The sequence below is a fragment of the Micromonospora sp. WMMD708 genome, from assembly GCF_049315245.1.
In the GTDB taxonomy this organism is placed as follows: Bacteria; Actinomycetota; Actinomycetes; order Mycobacteriales; family Micromonosporaceae; genus Micromonospora; species Micromonospora wenchangensis.
On sequence record NZ_CP186060.1, the window covers coordinates 65031 to 84412 of the forward strand.

At 73.8% G+C, this 19382-nt stretch carries 13 protein-coding genes and 1 pseudogene; 8 read left to right on the forward strand and 6 right to left on the reverse strand.

From position 1 onward, the window contains the following. Positions 1 to 57 precede the first annotated feature (57 nt). A complete protein-coding gene (locus tag ACN260_RS00270) occupies positions 58 to 252 on the forward strand; it encodes a hypothetical protein (protein WP_145922205.1) in 195 nt (64 codons plus the stop codon). A gap of 131 nt (positions 253 to 383) precedes the next feature. Here ACN260_RS00270 and ACN260_RS00275 read toward each other — a convergent pair. After that, positions 384 to 1529, reverse strand: a pseudogene (locus ACN260_RS00275) (glycosyltransferase family 4 protein); the annotation flags it as partial. A 172-nt stretch (positions 1530 to 1701) separates the two neighbouring features. Between ACN260_RS00275 and ACN260_RS00280 the strand changes: the two are divergent. Then, positions 1702 to 5946 (forward strand): alpha-(1->3)-arabinofuranosyltransferase domain-containing protein, encoded by a 4245-nt coding sequence (locus tag ACN260_RS00280; protein ID WP_422754233.1) that lies wholly within the window; start codon positions 1702 to 1704, stop codon positions 5944 to 5946. Here the strand turns inward: ACN260_RS00280 and ACN260_RS00285 are convergent. After that, positions 5841 to 7061 carry an acyltransferase family protein gene (locus ACN260_RS00285; RefSeq protein ID WP_422754234.1) on the reverse strand — a complete coding sequence of 407 codons (1221 nt, stop codon included), beginning with the start codon at positions 7059 to 7061 and terminating at the stop codon, positions 5841 to 5843. The genes ACN260_RS00280 and ACN260_RS00285 overlap by 106 nt on opposite strands. 112 nt (positions 7062 to 7173) lie before the next feature. Here ACN260_RS00285 and ACN260_RS00290 point away from each other — a divergent pair, with 112 nt between their 5' ends. The 3 genes from ACN260_RS00290 to ACN260_RS00300 all read left to right on the forward strand — a co-directional run bounded on the left by ACN260_RS00290 (position 7174) and on the right by ACN260_RS00300 (position 10941). Further along, the gene (locus ACN260_RS00290) at positions 7174 to 8343 is read left to right on the forward strand and encodes a DUF3068 domain-containing protein (RefSeq protein ID WP_422754235.1); all 1170 of its coding nucleotides are present in this window, start codon (positions 7174 to 7176) and stop codon (positions 8341 to 8343) included. Positions 8344 to 8705: 362 nt separating this feature from the next. Next, positions 8706 to 9320: a DUF6230 family protein gene (locus ACN260_RS00295; protein ID WP_204926973.1), complete on the forward strand. Its 615-nt coding sequence runs from the start codon at positions 8706 to 8708 to the stop codon at positions 9318 to 9320. Between the two features lie 103 nt (positions 9321 to 9423). Next, the gene (locus tag ACN260_RS00300; protein WP_422754236.1) at positions 9424 to 10941 is read left to right on the forward strand and encodes a DUF6114 domain-containing protein; all 1518 of its coding nucleotides are present in this window, start codon (positions 9424 to 9426) and stop codon (positions 10939 to 10941) included. A gap of 85 nt (positions 10942 to 11026) precedes the next feature. Here the strand turns inward: ACN260_RS00300 and ACN260_RS00305 are convergent, their stop codons facing one another. The 4 genes from ACN260_RS00305 to ACN260_RS00320 form a co-directional block, all read right to left on the reverse strand. After that, complete coding sequence (locus ACN260_RS00305) at positions 11027 to 12697, reverse strand: DUF885 domain-containing protein (RefSeq protein ID WP_422754237.1); 1671 nt, start codon at positions 12695 to 12697, stop codon at positions 11027 to 11029. 130 nt (positions 12698 to 12827) lie between these two features. Next, positions 12828 to 13904, reverse strand: coding sequence for a PHP domain-containing protein (locus ACN260_RS00310; protein WP_422754238.1), 1077 nt, complete (start codon positions 13902 to 13904; stop codon positions 12828 to 12830). Between the two features lie 71 nt (positions 13905 to 13975). Next, entirely contained in the window at positions 13976 to 16921 is a 2946-nt protein-coding gene (locus tag ACN260_RS00315) for a glycosyl hydrolase (RefSeq protein WP_422754239.1), read from the reverse strand. Positions 16922 to 17081: 160 nt separating this feature from the next. Beyond that, positions 17082 to 17852, reverse strand: coding sequence for a M23 family metallopeptidase (locus tag ACN260_RS00320; RefSeq protein WP_422754240.1), 771 nt, complete (start codon positions 17850 to 17852; stop codon positions 17082 to 17084). Positions 17853 to 17994: 142 nt separating this feature from the next. Here ACN260_RS00320 and ACN260_RS00325 point away from each other — a divergent pair, with 142 nt between their 5' ends. The 3 genes from ACN260_RS00325 (at position 17995) to ACN260_RS00335 (ending at position 19244) form a co-directional block, all read left to right on the forward strand. Further along, a complete protein-coding gene (locus tag ACN260_RS00325) occupies positions 17995 to 18357 on the forward strand; it encodes a hypothetical protein (RefSeq protein ID WP_422754241.1) in 363 nt (120 codons plus the stop codon). Between the two features lie 73 nt (positions 18358 to 18430). Beyond that, complete coding sequence (locus ACN260_RS00330) at positions 18431 to 18598, forward strand: hypothetical protein (RefSeq protein WP_204926980.1); 168 nt, start codon at positions 18431 to 18433, stop codon at positions 18596 to 18598. Positions 18599 to 18710: 112 nt separating this feature from the next. Continuing rightward, complete coding sequence (locus tag ACN260_RS00335) at positions 18711 to 19244, forward strand: tRNA adenosine deaminase-associated protein (protein ID WP_422754242.1); 534 nt, start codon at positions 18711 to 18713, stop codon at positions 19242 to 19244. The last annotated feature ends 138 nt before the right edge of the window (positions 19245 to 19382 follow it).

Consider the following 19382-nt stretch of genomic DNA (forward strand, 5'->3'; position numbering starts at 1 on the left):
TTGGCTACTTGGTGGTAACGTGCCGCGCACGCAGCTCACGAGGAGGAATACAGCACCATGCGCAGTGCTCTCTCGTTGGTTCTGGTCGCGGTGGCCGCGATCGCTCTGGGTGCCTTCGGCACGGTGGCGTTGGCCACCAGCCTGACCGGCACGTCGGCGGCCGAGGCGGCGAAGGCCGAGCAGGCCGCCCGCACCGAGTCCGGCGGCGGCAACGGTGGTGCCAACCAGCCGCTGGTCTACGGCACCAGGTAGGACTGTTCCACCTGTCCGGCCGGTGATCCCGCCGGCACCGTCGACCCTGACTGTTCTTTCTGCTCCGACCGTTGCGCCGGTGTGTCCGCCGGCCCCGACCGCCCGACCGGCGTGCCCGCCGGTCCGTTCGCGGCCCTCGTCACGAGGGCCGCGAATTTTTCGCCCGAGACCGGCCAGGTGAACCGGGCGGCGTGGGCGCGGGCCGCCGCGCCCATGGTGGCCCGGTGGTCGTCGTCGGTCAGCAGCCGCCGCACCTTGGCCACGAAGTCGTCGACGTCCTCGGCGAGCAGGCCGGTCTCGCCGTCGACCAGGGACTCCTCAACCCCGCCCGCGCCCCGGAAGGCGACCGTCGGGGTGCCGACCGCGCCGGCCTCGACGATGGTGAGCCCCCAGCCCTCCTTGAGCGACGGGGTGAGCGCCACCCAGGCCGAGGCGAGCAGGTGCCGCTTGTCGGCGTCGGAGACGAAGCCGGTGAACCGGACCCGGTCGGTGAGGCCCAGCTCGGCGGTGGTGTGCCGCAGTTGCGCCTCCCACCAGCCCTGCCCGGCCACGGTCAGGGTGAGGCCGGGCAGTTCGTCGGCGAGCGCGGCGAGGGTGGCCAGCGCCACCTCGACCTGCTTGTGCGGGACCAGCCGGCCGAGCACCACCAGGGAGGGTTCCGCCGAGCGGGCCACCGGGCCGACGGTCATGTCCGGGGTGCCGTTGTGCACGATGTCGACCCGGGCCGGGTCGATGCCGAGGGTGGCCAGCTCGTCGCGGGTGGCGGCGGAGACGGTGACGTACCGGCAGCGGCGGTAGACCCGGGGGGCGAGCCAGGATTCCACCCACCAGCCGAACCGGGCCAGGCCCGGGCCGAGCACCACCGGCCACTGTTCCCGGTGCACGTGGTGCACCAGCGCGATGACCGGCCGGCGGGCGTAGAGGGCGGAGAGGAAGGGCAGCCCGTTGCCGACATCGACGATCAGGTCGGGTCGGCCGCCGTGGCGGTGGCTCAGCGGGCCGAAGCCGAGCGCTCCGGCCAGGTACGCCAGCGCCGCCCGGAGATAGACGGTGTGCCGGCCGCCGCGCCGCAGCACGCGTACGCCGTCGGGGGTGGTCTCCTCGCCGGGACCGGCGGGATGGGTGGCGCAGAACAGGGTGGCCCGGTGACCGCGGCGGACCAGTTCGCCGGCGATCCGCTCGACGTAGACCTCCGAGCCACCGCCCTCCGGATTGCGGGTGTCCCGCCAGTTGAGGAACAGAACGTGCCTGGTGGTGGCGGCAGCGGGTGCGTCCAACACTCAACTCCTACTGCCGAGTAGTCTTCGCGGTCGCGTCACACTATGGGCTGCGTCACGCACGTCGCAATGCCCGATCGGAGGCGAGATGCAGCAGTCGCCGGGCCGTCCGGGGACGGCCGAGGGGCAGGACGACACATCGAGCACGGTGTGGCGTGTGCGCTTGGTGGCGGTGTGTCTGGCTTTGTCGGCACTGGCGTTCCTCCAGGACCCCGGGCTGATCGCCATCGACACCAAGGTCGACCTGGCGATCGATCCGGCCGGATGGCTGACCCGGGCCCTGCACGTCTGGGACCCGGACGGCACCTTCGGGCAGTTGCAGAATCAGGCGTACGGCTACCTGTGGCCGATGGGTCCGTTCTTCCTGCTCGGCAAGCTGCTCGCCGTACCGGCGTGGGTGGTGCAGCGGCTGTGGTGGGCGCTGCTGCTGACGGTGGCCTGTGTCGGCGTGGTCCGGCTCGCCGAGCGGCTGCACGTCGGCACCCCGTGGGCCCGGCTGCTCGCCGGGGCCGCCTTCGCGCTCTCCCCCCGGCTGCTCACCGAACTCGGCCCGATCTCGGTGGAGGCGTGGCCCAGCGCGCTCGCCCCGTGGGTGCTCGTCCCGCTGGTCGGGCTGGCCGACGGTGCGCCGGTGCGCCGGGCGGTCACCCGGTCGGCCCTCGTGGTGGCCTGCGCCGGCGGGGTCAACGCGACAGCCGTGCTGGCCGTGGTGCCGCTGGCCGCGCTCTGGCTGCTCGGCCTGCACCCGTTCCGGCTCCGGGTGAAGGCGCTGGCCGCCTGGGGGCTGGCGGTGGGCGCGGCGACCGCCTGGTGGCTGGTGCCGCTGCTGCTGCTCGGCCGGTACAGCCCGCCCTTCCTCGACTACATCGAGACCGCGCCGGTGACCACCACCCCCACCGACACCACCACCGTGCTGCGCGGCGCCTCGCACTGGCACGCCTACCTCACCGGCGCGTACGGGCCGCCGTGGACGGCGGGCTGGCGGCTCGCCACCGAACGTCCCCTGGTGGTCGCCACCCTGGTGGTGGCCGGGCTGGGCATCGCCGGGCTGGCCCGCCGGGGCATGCCGCACCGGCGGTTCCTGGTCACCGGCCTGCTGGTCGGGCTGGCCCTGGTCGGGCTGGGCCACCTCGGTCAGCTCGACGGGTTCGGCGCGCAGACCCAGCGCACGTTCCTCGACGCGGCCGGCGCACCCCTGCGCAACGTGCACAAGTTCGACGTGGTGCTCCGGCTGCCGCTCATCCTCGGGCTGGCCCACCTGGTCGGGCTGGTGCTGCGGGCCGCCCGCACCGGCGACCGGCCGGAACTGGCCGCCGTGCTGCCCCGGGCGCTGCAACCGGTCCGGCTGCGCGCCGGCCTGGTCACCGGCACCGCCCTGGTCGCGGTCGCCGCGGTGGCCACGCCCGCGCTCGGCGGTGGGCTGGCCGCCCAGGGCAGCTTCACCGGGGTGCCCGGCTACTGGCGGGAGGCGTCGGACTGGCTGGACCGGGCCGTCGGCGACGACCGGGTGCTGGTGGTGCCCGCCGCCCGGTTCCCCCGCTACCTGTGGGGCAGCCCCAGCGACGAGATCACCCAGCCGTTGTCCGACCGGCCGTGGGCGGTGCGCAGCTCGGTGCCGCTCACCCCGCCCGGCACCATCCGGCTGCTGGACACCGTCGAGTCGGCGCTGGCCGACGGGCAGGGTTCCGCCGGCCTCGCCGACCTGCTCGCCCGCTCCGGGGTGAAGTACCTGCTGCTGCGCTCCGACCTCGACTACGGCCACAGCGGGGCCGTCCGGCCGGTGGTGGTCCGGCAGGCGCTGCTGCGTTCCCCCGGCATCGTGCCGGTGCGCGGGTTCGGCCCCGAGGTCGGCGGGGGGCGGCTGCCCGGCAACGTCGTCGACCGGGGACTGGACGTCGCGGTCCGGGCCCTGGAGGTGTACGAGGTGCGCCGTGACGTCGACCGGGTCGTCGCGTACGACGCCGCCGACCTGACCACGGTCGTCGGCGGCCCCGAGTCGTTGCTGCCGCTGGCCGCCGCCGGCCGGCTCTCCGCCGCGCCGACCGTGCTCGCCGGGGACCGCCCGGCCGGGCTGGACGCGTCGTCGGTGACGCTCACCGACGGGTTGCGCCGCCGGGAGGTGGCCTTCGGGCAGCAGCACGACAACGCCTCGGCCACCATGACCGCCCGGGACCGCCCCCAGCTCGACGCCCCGGCCCGGGACTACCTGCCGGACTGGGCCGACGGGGAGTCCACGGTGGTGCGCTACCTCGGCATCGGCGGGGTGTCCGCGTCCAGCTCCTGGTCGCAGGCGCAGCCGCTGGGCGGTGGCCGCCCCGAACACCAGCCGTACGCGGCGGTCGACGGCGACCTGAGCACGTCCTGGCGGTCCGCCCCGGGGACCCGCGCGCCGGGGCAGTGGTTCGAGGTGGAGCTGGACCGGCCGCAGGTCGTCCGGCAGGTGCGGATCACCTTCGACACCGGGGCCGACTCGCTGCCCACCAGGATCACCGTGACCGCCGGCCGGCAGCAGACCACCGTGCCGACCGCCGGGCAGACCGTCGAGGTGACCCTGCCCGACGGCTACCCAACCCGGTTCGTCCGGGTCACCGTCGAGGAGGTCTTCGACGTCCGGGCCGGCTTCGGCGGGGTGGGCGTCGCCGAACTCGTCATCCCCGGTGTCGAGGCCGCCCGGACCCTGGTGGTGGCGGACCCGCCGGCCACCGACCGGCCGGCCACGATGGTGTTCACCGCCGCCCCGGCCATCCCGGCGTGCGTCTTCGACGAGGGCCGGCCGATCTGCGCCGGGGCGATGGCCCGCGGCTCCGAGGACAGCGACCGGATCGACCGCACCGTACGGTTGCCGGTCGGCGCGGACCACCGGGTCGCGCTGTGGGCCCGGCCCCGACCCGGCGGGGCGCTCAACGCGCTGCTCGACCCCGGTGGGGCGGCGGCGGTCACCACCGGGGTCACCCCGACCGTGGCCGCCTCGACCGTCGGCGTGTCCCACCCGAGCGCCCGTCCCGGCGCGGTGGTCGACGGGAACCCCGCGACCGTCTGGTACGCCGCCGACGCCGACCGGCAACCGTGGCTGCGGTTGACCTGGCCGAAGGCGCGTACCGTCACCGGGTTGCGGATCACGCTGCCACCAGGTGCTGCGGCGGCCCGCCCGTGGCGGGTCACCGTGCTCGGCGACGAGGGGATGCGCGGCGGGGTGCTCGACGAGGGCGGCACCCTGCTGTTCGACAGGCCGATGCGCAGCGACGACCTGACCGTGCTGATCGCCGACGTGGTGCCGGTGGTGTCGTACGACCCGTACCGGCGGGTGACGCAGGACCTGCCGGTGGGGGTGGGCGAGTTGACCGTGCTGCCGGACGGCCCGGCCACCGCAGTGGACGCCACGAGGCGGGTGACGCTGCCCTGCGGCACCGGTCCCACCGTGACCGTGGCCGGTGGGCAACGCCGGACCGCGCTGGTTGCCAGCCGGCGGGACCTGGTGGAACTGCGCGAGGTGCCGGTGGTGCTCTGCGGTCCGGCCGCGAGGACGCCGCTGCGCCTGGCCGCCGGGGAGAACCGGGTGGTGGCGGCGGGGACCCGGCTGACCGTACCGACCCGGCTCGCGCTCACCCCGACCGGCGGGGCGTCGGCACCGTCGGCCCCGGCCGGTGGCACCGGTACGAGCGGGGCGGCCGGTACCGGGGCCGGCGACGCGACCGCCGGACCCCGGCAACCCGGGGCGACCCGGACGGTGCTGCGCGTCGACGAGTGGTCGGCCACCCACCGGGTGCTGCGCCTGGAGAGCTATCCCGGCCAGCGGGTGCTGGCGTTGCGGGAGAACGCCAACGCCGGCTGGGTCGCCACCGCCGGCGACCGGACCCTCACCCCGTTCGTGGTGGACGGCTGGCAGCAGGGTTGGCTCGTCCCGGCCGACGTGGCCGGCACGGTGACGCTGCGGTTCGCCCCCGACCGGGGGTACGTGCTGGCGCTCGGTGCCGGGGCGGTGCTGCTGGCCGGGGTCGCCCTGCTGGCGGTGCTGCCGTCGCGGCGTACCCCGGGGGCGGTGGTGGTGCGACGGCGGCGCGGCCGGGTGCTCGCCGCGCTCGTCGGCGGTGCGGCGTTGCTGTCGTTCGGCGGGCCGGCGGCGGTCGGGGTGGCGCTGGCGGTGGTGGCCGTGGTGCTGGCCGGGCGGGCGTTGGAACCGCACCTGCATCCGCCGGACCGGCGGGGCATGCACCGGCTGCGCCGGGCCACCGTGCGCTGGCTGCCGGTGGCGTGTTTCGCGGTGGCCGGCTGGTGGGCGGCGACCCGGGGCGGGCACACCGCCTGGCTGCCTCAGTTGGCCGCGGTCGCCACCGCCACCCTGCTCTGGCTGTCGCTGATGCTGCGCCGACGCGGCCACCGGCCGCCCCAGCGCTGGAAGGGGCGCTCCACCGCGTAGTAGCTGACCGCCGCGAGGACCAGCCCACCGGCGACGGTGAGGGCGAACGTGCCGAGCGGGTCACCGGTGAACTCCGGCCGGCCGTCGAGCAGGTAGATCCCCTCCAGCACGAACGGGTGCCAGAGGAACAGTCCGTACGACACCCGGCCCAGCCACCGGCCGACGATGCTGTCGAAGACGCCCTTGGTGCGGGTCTGCGGCCCGAACGCCACCGGCACGATCAGCAGCACCGCGACGACCAGGTAGAGCACCAGCTTGGTGGCGAACTGGCCGGCGGTCGGTTCGGCCAGGTCCCGGGGGCCGGTGACCGGGGTGGTGGCGACGGCCAGCGCGCCCAGGGCGATCGTCCAGCAGGCCAGCGGGGCCCGACCCAGGTCGTCCAGGAAGCGCCAGCGCCCGCCCCGGCCGGTGCGCAGCGCGACCTGCGCGCCGGCCAGGGCCATCCCGGCACCGAACCAGCCGGCGTACGAGGGCAGCCACATGGTGTGCAGGCCGAGGCTGAGCAGGCCCGCGCCCATCAACGCCACCCAGCCCCCGGTCACCACCGTCGCGGCCAGCGCGATCCGCAGCACCCCGTCCGGATGGGCCGACGTCGGTGTGGTCGGTGCCGCCCGCCGCCGGCCGGGCAGGAGGATCGCCAGCACCGGCAGCAGCAGGTAGAACGTGACCTCGGTGGCCAGGCTCCAGGTCTGGCTGAGTCCGTGCCGCAGCTGCCCGTGCTGGTAGATCTGGGTCAGCGTGAGGTGTCGCAGCCAGTCACCTGTCGATGCCGGCCGGTTCTGCGGCAGGACCAGCAGGCAGACCACCACCGCCACCCAGTAGGCGGGCAGGATCCGGGTGGCCCGCCGCCACAGGTAGCGACCGGTGCCCGGGGGCCGCTGGCCCGTCGCCCGAGCGTGCGCGTACGGCCGGAACAGCAGGAACCCGGAGAGGACGAAGAAGACCGCGACGCCCACGTCCAGCCGGGACAGCCAGGCCCCGACGGCGGCGTCGCCGGTGTTGCGCCCGGTGGCGAAGCCGACGTGGTGCCCCACCACGGCGAGTGCCCCGATCACCCGGACGGCGTCGAGGGCGGGCAGCCGCCGCAGGGCCTGATCGGGAATCGGGGCAGACATCAACCGTCCAGAGGGTCGCGGGGCTATGTGACTCGGGAGTAACCTGCGGCCAAGTTTTACATCCTCGATCTTCCGCCGGTAACCGGCTGACCGTCTTTGTTAGGGAGGACCAGTGAAGACTCGCCTGGGTGCCGCGTTGTTCGGCATCGGCGTGCTGTCGCTCGCGGTCGCCGCGGGAACGGCGTACTACGTGGCGCCGTCGGTGACGAAGCTGCCGTACGACCTGACGTTCTGCAACGCGGACGGCAAGCCGGACGGGTGCCTGCGGGCGAGCGTCGCGGTCGCCGACAACGCCACCTTCATGCAGGTGCTCGACGGGAAGCCGACGATCCAGACCGGTCAGCTCAAGGCCACCACCGAGGTGGTGCCGCAGGCGTCGACGACCGAGAAGGAGATGACCGGCGACCTCAAGGGCGAGGCGGTCGTGTGGGACGTCTACGGCACCGTCGTGCGGACCGACAACGGCTCCGACGTCAGCAAGTACGCGGCCGAGTTCGCCCTGGACCGGGTCACCGCCGCGGCCCGGGACTGGGACAAGCAGTACCTGGACACCGACGGCCCGGGCGGCACCGACGACTCGGTGACCTTCGCCGGGCAGACCTACAAGTTCCCGTTCCGCGCCGAGCGGCGGGACCACACCTTCTTCGACCGGGACCTGCGCCGGGCGCTGCCGATCGCGTTCGACGGCACCGAGCAGATCAACGGCACCGAGGCGTACCGGTACGTGCAGCAGATCCCGGAGACCGACCTGGTCACCCCGGCGGGTTCACTGACCGCGTTGGCCGGTGCGCTGGCACCGGGGGCGACCACCGGCAAGGTCACCTACAGCAACACCCGGACCATCTGGATCGAGCCGGTCAGCGGCAACTTCGTCAAGGTGCGTGAGCAGCAGCGGAAGAACTTCGTGCCGAACCAGGGCAGCCCGGTGACCCTGCTGGACGCGGACTTCGTCTACGACGAGGCGACCATCGCCAACAGCGTGAAGTCGGCCGGCGTGACCCGGGACAAGCTCCAGTTGATCGGCCGTACCCTGCCGATCGGGCTGGCCGCCCTCGGTGGTCTGCTGTTGCTGGTGGGCCTCTGGCTGGTCGTCGCCGGGCGGCGGCGCGCGACGCCGGCCGCCGGGTCGGAGAGGGCCGGTGCCGCCCCGGCGGCCGACGTCCCGACCCGCGACGGGAAGGCCGAGCCGGCGGCCGTGGGGCGGTCGGGCGGCCCGCTCACCGATGAGATCCCACCTGCGTCGACGAACTGGCGGGGCGGGGGCGAGCCCGGTTCGCGCTGACCGCGCACGTCGGCACACCAGGGCGGGTCGGGTCTCCCGGCCCGCCCTCCGGGTCTCCGTGGTGACCGTACGCGTCCGTTACGAAATCGTAACTAGTCGATGGTTTATCAACTCACAGTGATGGATGGCGTCGGATTTGACGGCATCTATCCGGTCGACTGTCGGCGGTTGGTTGCACCCAGCGTGAGTGCGGTGACCGGCGCGGGCGATCGACGGTTACCGGTCGGTAGGTGGGGTCTTGTGAGCCACGCCTCAGTGGGTGCACCATCAGGCACGCATTCGTTACCCGTCGGTAACAGATCTTCCGGCCCGGTCGCGGCCCGACCGGCTCCCACGACCGGCACCAGCCTGAGGAGGAATCCGTGCAGAATCGGACCGACGAGCCGGGACGTACCCGGTGGCGGCGCTTCGCCGCGATGATGGTGCCCGCGACGGCCGCCGTGGGCGCCATCCTGTTCGGCATGCAGAGCGGGGCCATCGCCTCCGACATCACCGTCTCCGGGCAGACCTTCAAGATCGGGGCGGAACGCCTGGAGGGCGACGGCTTCACCCAGTACGGCGGCATCGTCAAGGAGAAGAACGGCAAGGTCCACCCGGTCGCCCTCTCCGAGATCAGCAGCGCCCAGCTCTACAAGCTCTGCCAGTCCGTCCGCGCCGACCTGCCCGGCCTGCCGGTGGTGCTGACCATCAACGCCGGTGACGACAAGCCGGCCACCGCCAAGAACATGATGATCGCGATGGACAGCCTGGGCGGCAACGCCACCTTCACCAACATCCGCATCGGCCGGGACGCCACCGACCTCAACGCCTCGGCGCAGGCCGGCTCGTTCGGCCAGGACGCCCAGCACGTCACCATCACCGACCTGCGGCAGGTGTCCCGCTACACCACCGCGGCCACCTTCAACCTGACCGGCCTGCGACTCAAGGTGAACGTCGGGGAGGCCGCGAAGGGCAAGGAGTGCTTCGCGGACGACTGAGCCGCACCCGACGACGCCGGGCCGGACCCCTCGCGTCACCCCCCGCCGGACGGCAGGGGCCCGGCCCGCGGCGACCCCGTACCCATCCGCCCAGGAGGAGCACGTGACAAGCGCGCAACCGCCGTACGCCCCGACCGGCCCCGGTCGCGGGTGGCGGAGCTTCCGCCGGTGGCGACGCAGCCGGCCGTTCTGGGGTGGCCTGCTCACCGTGCTCGCCGGGGTGGAGATGTTCGCCTCCACCAGAATGACCCTCAACGGGCTGAGCTTCTCCTCCGGCGCGACCGGGCTCTACTCACTGCTCATCCCGATCATCCTGGTCACCTGCGGGCTGCTGCTCTGGTTCAGCCCCGGGCAGCGGCTGTTCTACTCGATCGTCGCGGCGGTCACCACGGTCTACTCGCTGATGGGCCTCAACCTCGGCGGATTCTTCCTCGGCCTGCTGCTCGGCCTGGTCGGCAGCGCCCTCGGCTTCGCCTGGACCCCGATCCGCCCCGCCCCACCGTCCGCCGCCGAGCCCGACGCGTCGACCGCCGCCGGCACCGCCGGACCGACCGCAGCCGCAGCCCACCCGGACGCCGACCCCGGTGCCGACGGCGGGTTCGACGCCGACGGCCGGCTCGGCTTCTTCGGCGGCTCCGGGGCGGACGCCGCCGCGCGGCGCGACCCGGCGGAGGATCCTGCCGGCGGGCGGGACCCGCGCCACCTCGGGGTCGCGCTGCTGGTCCTCGGCCTCGCCGCCGGTGGGCTGGTGGCCGCCGCGCCGCAGCCGGTACGGGCCGCCGCGCCGGGCCCGGTACGGGCCGCCGCGCCGGGCCCGGTACGGGCCGCCGCGCCGCAGCCGGCACCGACCGCCTGCCCGCGACCGGCACCCACCGGGACCGCCGCCCCGCGCCCCACGGCGAGCCGGCCGGCGACCCCGACGGCCACCCCCGACCCGGCCAGCCCGTCGCCGTCGCCGGCCGGCAACCTGCTCACCGACCTGCTGCACGGCCTCGGTGACCTGTTCACCGGCGGTGGGAAGACAGATCCAACCGCCACCCCGTCGCCGGGCACCGGGGCGACCCCGGAGGCCACCCCCACCGCCCGGCCGAAGCCCACCGCCACCCGCTCCGGCACCCGCTGCACCCCCGGCAGACCCGCCCGCCCCGGCACCGTACGGCCGGGACGGCCGCTGCCGAGGATCGCCCCCGAGCCGGGGCAGCCGAGGGTGGCCCGGCAGCCGTCGAAGCTGACCGGCACCCGGGTCACCATGACCGGGCTGCGGTTCGAGGGCATCGTCGAGCTGCCCACCGCCGACGGCACGCTGAAGGCGTTGAAGTTCAGCATGAGCCGGGCGGTCACCGTCGACTTCAGCCTGGTCGCGGACGGTCCGGCGGGCCGCCACCAGCGGTACGTCACCGACGAGCTGACGGTGCGGGGCGACGTCGCGTTCTACGCCACCCGGTTCGTCGGCAAGCTGCTCGGCATCACCATCACGCTGACCCCCGACCTGCCGTTCCCCGACGGCATCCCGGTCACCTCGCCGGTCCCGATCACCTTCACCGACCCGGCCATCGACCTGGCGTTCGTCGACGCCGACACGCTGACCGCCCGACCGGCACTGGCGTTGAGCCTCTCCTGACCCTGCTCCCACCCCCACGGTGTGTCGGGGGCGGGCATCCGCCCGCCCCCGACCACCCGTCACGCCCGCCGACCGGCGGTGCGGATCAGAGCCGGGCCAGGGCCCGGCGCAGCGGGTCGAGGCCCAGCGCACCCAGGTCGAGCGCCTGCCGGTGGAACTCCTTCAGGTCGAAGTCGGCGCCCTTGCGGGCCATCGCCTCCTCCCGGGCCTGGAGCCAGATCCGCTCGCCCACCTTGTACGACGGCGCCTGCCCCGGCCAGCCCAGGTAGCGGTTCAGTTCGAAGCGCAGGTTCTCGTCCGGCACCCGGCAGTGCGCCCGCATGAACTCCCAGCCCAGCTCCGGCGTCCACCGCTCACCCGGGTGGAAGCCGAACGGGTTGTCCCGGGGGATCTCCAGCTCCAGGTGCATGCCGATGTCGACGATCACCCGGGCCGCCCGGAACGCCTGCCCGTCGAGCATGCCGAGCTTGTCGCCCGGGTCCTCCAGGTAGCCCAGCTCGTCCATCAGCCGCTCGGAGTAGAGCGCCCAGCCCTCGCCGTGGCCGGAGACCCAGCACAGCAGCCGCTGCCAGCGGTTGAGCAGCTCCGCCCGGACGGCGGTCTGCGCGACCTGGAGGTGGTGGCCGGGGACGCCCTCGTGGTAGACGGTGGTCACCTCGCGCCAGGTGGAGAAGTCGGTGACGCCCTGGGGCACCGCCCACCACATCCGCCCCGGGCGGGAGAAGTCCTCGCTCGGCCCGGTGTAGTAGATCGCCCCGTCGCTGGTCGGGGCGAGGCAGCACTCGATCCGCCGGACCTGCTCGGGGATGTCGAAGTGGGTGCCGTGCAGCTCGCTGATCGCCTTGTCGGCCAGCGCCTGCATCCAGTCCCGGAACGCCTCCTTGCCCTGGATGGTGCGCGCCGGGTCGGCGTCCAGCACGGCCACCGCCTCGTCGATGGTGGCACCCGGGCCGGCGATCCGGCCCGACACCATCCGCATCTCGGCCTCCAGGCGGGCCAGCTCCGCGAAACCCCAGGCGTACGTCTCGTCGAGGTCGACCTTCGCGCCGAGGAAGTACTGCGAGGCCAGCTCGTAGCGTTCCCGGCCGGCGGCCTGCTTGTCCCGTCCCAGCGGAACCAGCTCGGTACGCAGGAACTGGCCGAACTCGGCGGTCGCCGCGGTCGCCGCCGCCGCGCCCCGGCGCAGCTCGGCACCGAGCGTGCCGTCGGCGTCCAGCCGCTGCACCAACCCGTGGAAGAAGTTGTCGCCGTGCGGGTCCGTCCAGGTGTCGCACTGCTTGGCCACCTCGGTCAGCTGCACCTTGGAGCTGACCCGACCGGCGGCGGCGGCCTCACGCAGCGTGGTCTTGTAGCCCTCCAGGGTGGCGGCGAACCGGTTGAGCCGGGCGGCGACGGCGGCCCGACCCTGCTCACCCTCGGTGGGCATCAGGTCGAAGACCATCCGGATCTCGTGCAGTCCGCTGGCGATGACGTTCACCTCGCTGGTGATCTCGCCCGCGTCGTGCCGGGCCAGCTCCAGCCCCAGGCGTTCCTGCATCGCCTCCTTCGCGGTCCGCTCCGCCTCGGACTCCGGCTCGGTCACGTCCAGGTCGGTGAGGGCGCGCCGGGTCAGTTCGGCCCGTGCCTCGTAACCGGCGGGCGAGAGGTCGTCGAGCTGGTCGTCGTAGCCGGCGATGCCGACGTAGGTGGCGCCGGTCGGGCTAAGCTGCGCCCAGTCGGCCACGTACCGGTTCGCGAGGTCATCGATTCGTCCCACGCTGCGACCCTACGTGACCGTCGGGGCCGGTTGTCGAGTGTGTTTGCCGGGCCGGGGTGAACGGCACGCCGGAGCCGATGTTGCGGTATTCCTGGGCTCGGATACCGCAACATCGCCCCAGAAGGGTGGATCAGCCGCCGGCGCGGGCGCGGGTCCAGTCGACCAGGCGGTCCGCCGGCCAGGTGTTGACCACCCGGTCGGCGGGGACGCCGCACAGGGCTGCCCGCACACAGCCGAACCGCTGCCAGTCGAGCTGCCCGGGGGCGTGCGCGTCGGTGTCGATGGCGAACCGGCAGCCGGCCTCCATGGCCCGGCGGATCAGCCGCTTCGGCGGGTCCTGCCGCTCCGGCCGGGAGTTGATCTCCACGGCCACGTCGTGTTCCGCGCAGGCGGCGAAGACCGCGTCCGCGTCGAAGTCGCTCTCGGCGCGGGTCCGCGCCCGGTGCCCCCGGTCACCCGGGCCGGTCACCCCCGCCGGTCGGGACGACACCATCCGCCCGGTGCAGTGGCCGAGGATGTCCAGGTGCGGGTTGGCGATCGCGGTGAGCATCCGGCGGGTCATCCGGGCCCGCTCGTCGCGCAGCCCACTGTGCACCGAGCCGACCACCACGTCGAGCCGGGCCAGCAGCTCCTCGTCCTGGTCGAGGGTGCCGTCGGCGAGGATGTCCACCTCGATCCCGGTGAGGATGCGGAACCCCTCGGGCAGCGCCGCGTTCACCGCCGCCACGTGGTCGAGCTGCCGGCGCAGCCGGTCGGCGGTGAGGCCCCGGGCCACCGTCAACCGGGGCGAGTGGTCGGTCAGCACCACGTACTCGTGGCCGAGTTCGACCGCGGCGAGCGCCATCTCCTCGATCGGTGACCCGCCGTCGGACCAGTCCGAGTGGGTGTGGCAGTCGCCGCGCAGCGCGGCCCGTAACGCGCCGGCCGCCTCGTCGAGGTCGACGCCCTCGGTGGCGACCAGCCGGCGCAGGTAGACCGGTTCCTCGCCGGCCAGCGACTCGGTGACGCAGCGGGCGGTCACGTCGCCGACCCCGGGCAGGTCGGTGAGGGTGCCGGCCCGGGTCCGTTCGGCCAGCTCCGCCGCCGGCAGCGCGGCCAGGGCGGTCGCCGCGCTGCGGAACGCGCGTACCCGGTAGGTGGCCTCGTTGGCCCGCTCCAGCAGGAACGCGATCCGGCGCAGGTCGGCGACGGGGTCTCTGGCGCTCATGGATGGCAACCTACGCGCCCGCGCCGCCGGTCGGGGGACGACCGGCGGCGCGGGGTACGCGGGGAGGCGGATCAGGAGTACGGCAGCTTCACCACCGACTGGTTGCCGGTGCCGAGGGTGGACGGGTTGACGCCGATCGCCGACCAGACCTCCACCCTGACCGTGCCGCCGGACAGGTTGCCCAGCGTGCCGGTGGCCGAGTGCAGGCCGGCGTTCTGCGTGTAGTGCTCGTAGCCGGGCACCGGGTCGGTGGCGAAGTACCGGTAGGTCTCCACCCGGTCGAAGGTGCCGTCCCCGGTCAGGTCGTAGGAGACCCGGGCCTGTACCCCGTTGCCGACCGACTGGCCGGCGTCGAGGAACAGGTCGAACCCGGTCTGGCCGCCGGTGTAGGCGAGGTTGAGCCGGGTCGCGGTGAACACCACCGGGTTGCTGGGGGTGCCGTCGTGGTTCGCGCCCCCGGAGCCGGGGACGGTGGTCGTCGCCGCGCTGCCGGCGGAACCGAGCCCACCACCGGGCAGCAGGAACCGGGTCGGCGAGCCGGCCGGTGGGGTGGTCGGCGGCGGCGTCGGGCTGGTCGGGGTCGGCGACGGCCCGGTCGGCGTGGGGGTCGGGGTGGGCGACGTCGTCGGGGAGGTGGTCGGCGTCGGGCTCGGGTTGGTGCCGCCGGCCGCGTTGCCGCCGCTCCAGGTGTACGCCCCGGTCGTGGCGGTCTTCCCGGCGGCCACGGTGAGACTTGTCCCGTCGGAGAACCGTACGGTCAGCGGCGCGGCGGTGATGTTGCTGGCCACGTAGGTACGTACGCCGTTGCGGCTGAACACGGCGGCCAGCGGGTGGCTGGCGGTGACCGTGGTGTCGACCTGGCCGAGCGCGGCGAGGTTGCGGACCCAGTGGAAGGTGTGCGCCCGACTCTCGCCCTCCTCCGGGGTGTAGCCGGGGTTGGCGCGCAGCTTGGCCAGCGCCGCGTCCGGGTCGCCGAGGGCGAGGAACTGCCAGTGGATGTCCTGCCACACGGTGGGTTCGCCGCCGTTGTTGCGGACCAGTTCGGCGTAGTTGGCCCGGTTGTAGGCCGGCCGGTAGCCGAGGTAGAGGTGGCCGCCGGTGACGGGGAGCATGTTGATGCCCTGGATCATCTCCGGCTCGGCGCTGAACCAGGTCGCGTACGCGCCACCGTCGCCCCAGACCATGCCGACGGTGGAGTGCCCGAACGCCTCGGGGTAGTTCTCGTCGTCGACGTCGAACCAGTATTCCTGGATCGCGGCGGCCTGGGTGGTGTAGATGAATACGCCCGCGTCCCGCACGGCGGTGTTGCCGGTGGCCTGACCCCACTGGATCAGGGCGTTGGCGAAGTTCATCCCCTCCGACGAGGACTCCTGGTTGTTGCCGGCGTTGAACGAGCCGTGCCCGGAGGCCCAGTCGTGTCCGGCGTAGATGTCGTAGTCCCGCAGGTAGGGGAAGCGGGTGTCGGAGCGCTGGTAGTTGTTGGCGTCCCGGATGAGCAGGTCGACCATGCCGCCGTACTGGCTCTGCGCGGCCCACGCTGGGTCGAACTTGGCGAGCGTCGCCGCCGCCGCGATGAAGTAGCCGTAGTGGAAGTGGTGGTCGTTGAGTTCCTGGTCGGAGCCGTACGACGCGGGGTAGCCGATCAGGGTGCCCCAGTTGCGGTCGTAGTAGAAGACCTTCGCGGCCTTGCCCGGGGTGGCGGTGAACCAGTCGGTCAGGGTGCCGCGGATGGCGGCCAGCGCCGCGTTGCGGGTCTCGGTGTCACCGACCTGGTCGGCGATCTCGGCGATCCGGGCGGCCCGGCCGAGGCCCTTGCCGGTCCAGTAGGTGTCGCCGCCGCGCTGGTCCATCGGGTTGCCCCGGACGGCGGCGAGCTGCTCCTTCAGTTGGGCCAGGTCGGACCCGGAGCCGGTGGCCACGGCCGGCACCTCGGGCAGCACCCCGTGGAACCTCATCGCGGTGCGGAAGGAGGCCACCCCGGTCAGCACCTTCATCCGGCCGCGCGCCGACGGGTAGGTCTGGGTGAGCGGGGTGCTGCCGGCGAGCGCCTTCCACTGGTGCGGGTAGAGGCTCACCACCGTCTGCGTGGCGGTGCCCTCCCGGGCGGTGGTGGTGAACGAGTACGTGGTGGTGACGGTGCTGGTCGCCGGGTCGTAGGTGTAGCCGACCCGGGTGCCGGTGACGTGCGCGTGGGCGTACCGGCCGTAGCTCGTGGCGAGCGAGGCGCGGGCGGTGGCGTCGGTGGTGGGCGGCAGCAGGGCGACCGAGAAGTAGCCCTTGCCGGCCAGGCCGGAGGTGATCCGTCCGTTGGTGACGGTCCAGGTCGCACCGGTCGGGGCGTACCCGACGTAGTCGTGGCCCCGGACGGTGAAGCCGATGGTGCCGCCGCTGTTGGACCAGACGGTGGCCGCGCCGCCGGTCGGGTTGATCTGGGCGTCGGCGCCGCTGGCCTGGAAGTAGGCGAACGGCAGCCCGTGGCCGATGGTGGCGCGCAGGGTCCGTGCCCCGTCACTCCAGTACGGGGTGACCGTCCAGTCCGTCCAGTCGTCGACCTTGACCACCGGTGCGCCGAGCGCGGCCACGCCGACCCGGATGTCCTCGGTGTAGGTGTACTTGAACTCGCCCACCCCGGTCGCGGTGCCGCTGACCGTGGCGGCCGACGGTGCCGAGAAGCCGAGCCCGTCGCCGAACGGCTGGTAGGACAGTGGGTGGGCGTGCAGCGGCTCGCTGTAGGAGCAGTTCGTCTTCTTCCACAGCAGGGACGACCACCAGTCGTTGGTGGGGACCGGCCCGGCGGGGGCGTTCGCGGTGGCGAACTGGCGGGGGTTGGTGGACAGGGCGCCGCAGCCGGCGGGGAGCGGGCCGACCGGGTCGGTGGTGTAGCTGCCGGCGCCGACGGTGGCCGCCTCGGCGGGGGTGCCGGCGGTGGTGAGGGTGAGGCCGCCCGCGAGGACGGTCAGGGCGGTGGTGGCGGCCAACACCCAGGGGGTGCGGCGGCGGGGGACGGGAGGTGTCATCGTGCCTCCTCCGCGCGCGGGCGGGTCGGCCGGTAGCGCGCGGTTCGTCGGAATTCGGGGGATTGGTGAGTCGAGAGAGCGCTCTCTCTAGCGGGACGTTAACCGACGGGTAATACCTACGTCAATGCGTACGGCCGCTGACGCCGCCGCCTGTCCCCGGTCAGCCTGCGCCGGAGGACCCGCGCGGCGCGCGCGGGCAGCCGTGCTCACGCTCCCAGGCCGTCACCGCCGCCACCGGGGACCGGTTGCCCTTCTTCCGCCACGAGTCCAGGTACTTCGCCGGCCACACCACGCCCCGCCGGATCCACCAGTCGTCGTGCCCGGTGCACTTCGGCGACAACCCGAAGTGCAGGTGACAGACGTTGTTCGCGTTCCCCGTCCGGCCCACCTCGCCGAGCTGCTGCCCGGAGCGCACCCGGACCCCGGCCTCGATCCCCGGGCTGACCACGCTCAGGTGCGACCCGTAGTACCGCACCCCGTCGTCGCCCAGCAACGACACGGACAGGCCGCCGTTGTACGGCCCCAACGGCCCGTCCCTGCGGAACCGGTCCACCCGGCTCACCTCCAGGACCGTCCCGTCGGTGACCGCCACCACCGGCTCGCCGCAGTCGGCGAAGATGTCGGTGCCCGGATACCCCGAGTGCGTCGGGTGGTAGGCGACGTTGCCCGCCCGTACCGGGAAGACCCGGCGCAGGGCCGCCGCATCCGGCGTGGCCGACGGCGTCCCGCTCGGAGCCGGGGTGCCCGACGGGCTGCCGGCCGGGGCCGTCGGGGTCGCCGGCTGGTCGCCCGTCGCCACCGTCGACGGGCCGTCCCAGACCGGGCCCGCGACCGGCTCGTCCGTGCCGCACCCCGCCAGCACCGCCGCCACGAGCAGCAGCACGGGGTACGCCGGACGGGTACGCCGTGAGCCGGGACGCAGCAGGGACATTCGGACATCCTGACAGACGGCTACCGTGGAGGTCGCACCGCCAGCGGCATCCGGCCGACGACGCCCCGCAACGGCCCGCCGACCCGGTCCCGGTCGACGACGGTGCTACGGGTTCCGTGCGGCCGGAGGGGGAGCAGTGACCATGACCGACCACCAGCCCGGACGTGTCCCGTACGCCGCCTCGGGGCTCTTCCCCGCCGGTCCGCCCCGCCGGCCGACATGGCGGGAACCACACCCCGTCACCGGCGCGGCGGTGGCCGCAGGTGGTGCCCTCGCCGCCGCCTGGCTGGTGCTCTTCGGGCTGCTCGGCCACGACGTCGCAAGCTACGCCTGGTGGACGGTGATCGCCGGCGTGCTCGCCTGGCTCGCCGCGTTCGCCCTGGTCCGGTACGGCGACCGGGGAGCCGGTACGGGTGTGGCCATCGTCACCGCCGGTGGCTGGAGCATCGCGTTCGCGGTGGTCGTGGTGCGGTGGGCGGTCAGCGCGGACTGGCCGATGTGGTGACGCTGCGTCGTCGCGCGGCTTCGTTTGCCGCACCATCTTGACGTACCCGCTGTGACTGAGGACGCTCTTCGGTATGGCCTGGAACACCCCGCGGCTCGACTCCGAGCGGAGCCGCCGCCGCCTCCAGATTCTCGCCGAGCTGGCGGGAGCCCGCTCCGTACGCCAGCGGGAACGGCCGCAGCGGGAACGCACCGAGCGGCTGCGTCAGCTCATCGCGACCCGTCGCCGCGTCGCCGGCTGACGAACTTTCCCCGGATTGCCGGCCCTTCGGGGCGTTGAGCGGTCGGCTGCCGACCCGACCGGTTAACGTGCACGCGTAACGAGTCGGCTGTGCCGAGGTCTTTGGGGGAACCATGTCGTACTTCGCTGCCGCCGTGGTGCGCGACGAGGGCGGCTGGAACGCCGCCGAGGTGAACCTGCGCGGGGCCACCGACATCGACGAGGTCGCCGACCGGCTGCGTGACGTCGAACCCGACGCCGACGTGTCGCTGCTCTTCGTCGAGGCCGACGACGCGTACCTGGTGGTGCTGCGCCTCGACGAGGGGGAGGACCTGCGGGTCTTCGGCTCCGATTCGGCGTACGCCGAGGAGTCCCGGCTGGGCGCGCTGCTCGTCGGCGACCTCAAGACGTCGGTCACCGGCCTCGACGACGTCGACGAACCGCCGTCGGCCACCGCCGGTGGCGGCGACGAGGACAGCGAGCAGCCGGTCGTCGACCCGGAAGCCGATCCGGTGGGCGACGCCGACATCCTCGCCGATCTGGGCATCTCCGCCCAGCGCCTGCTCAAGCTCTGCGCCCACGAGGGCATGCTCCCGGCCGACGTGACCGCCGAGGTGTGCCAGGTGCTCGGCTGCGCCGACGAGGTCGAAGAACTGCGTGAGGTCTGACCCTCCGCACGTCGGCGACGTCACGTCCGGGGCCGGAGGTGGCCCGGCGTCGCCCGGTGCCGCCGGGCCGGTCGACGCCACCGATCCCGCCCTGGGCACCGTACGGCCCGGGCAGCCGACCCCCGGCGCGGCCGGACG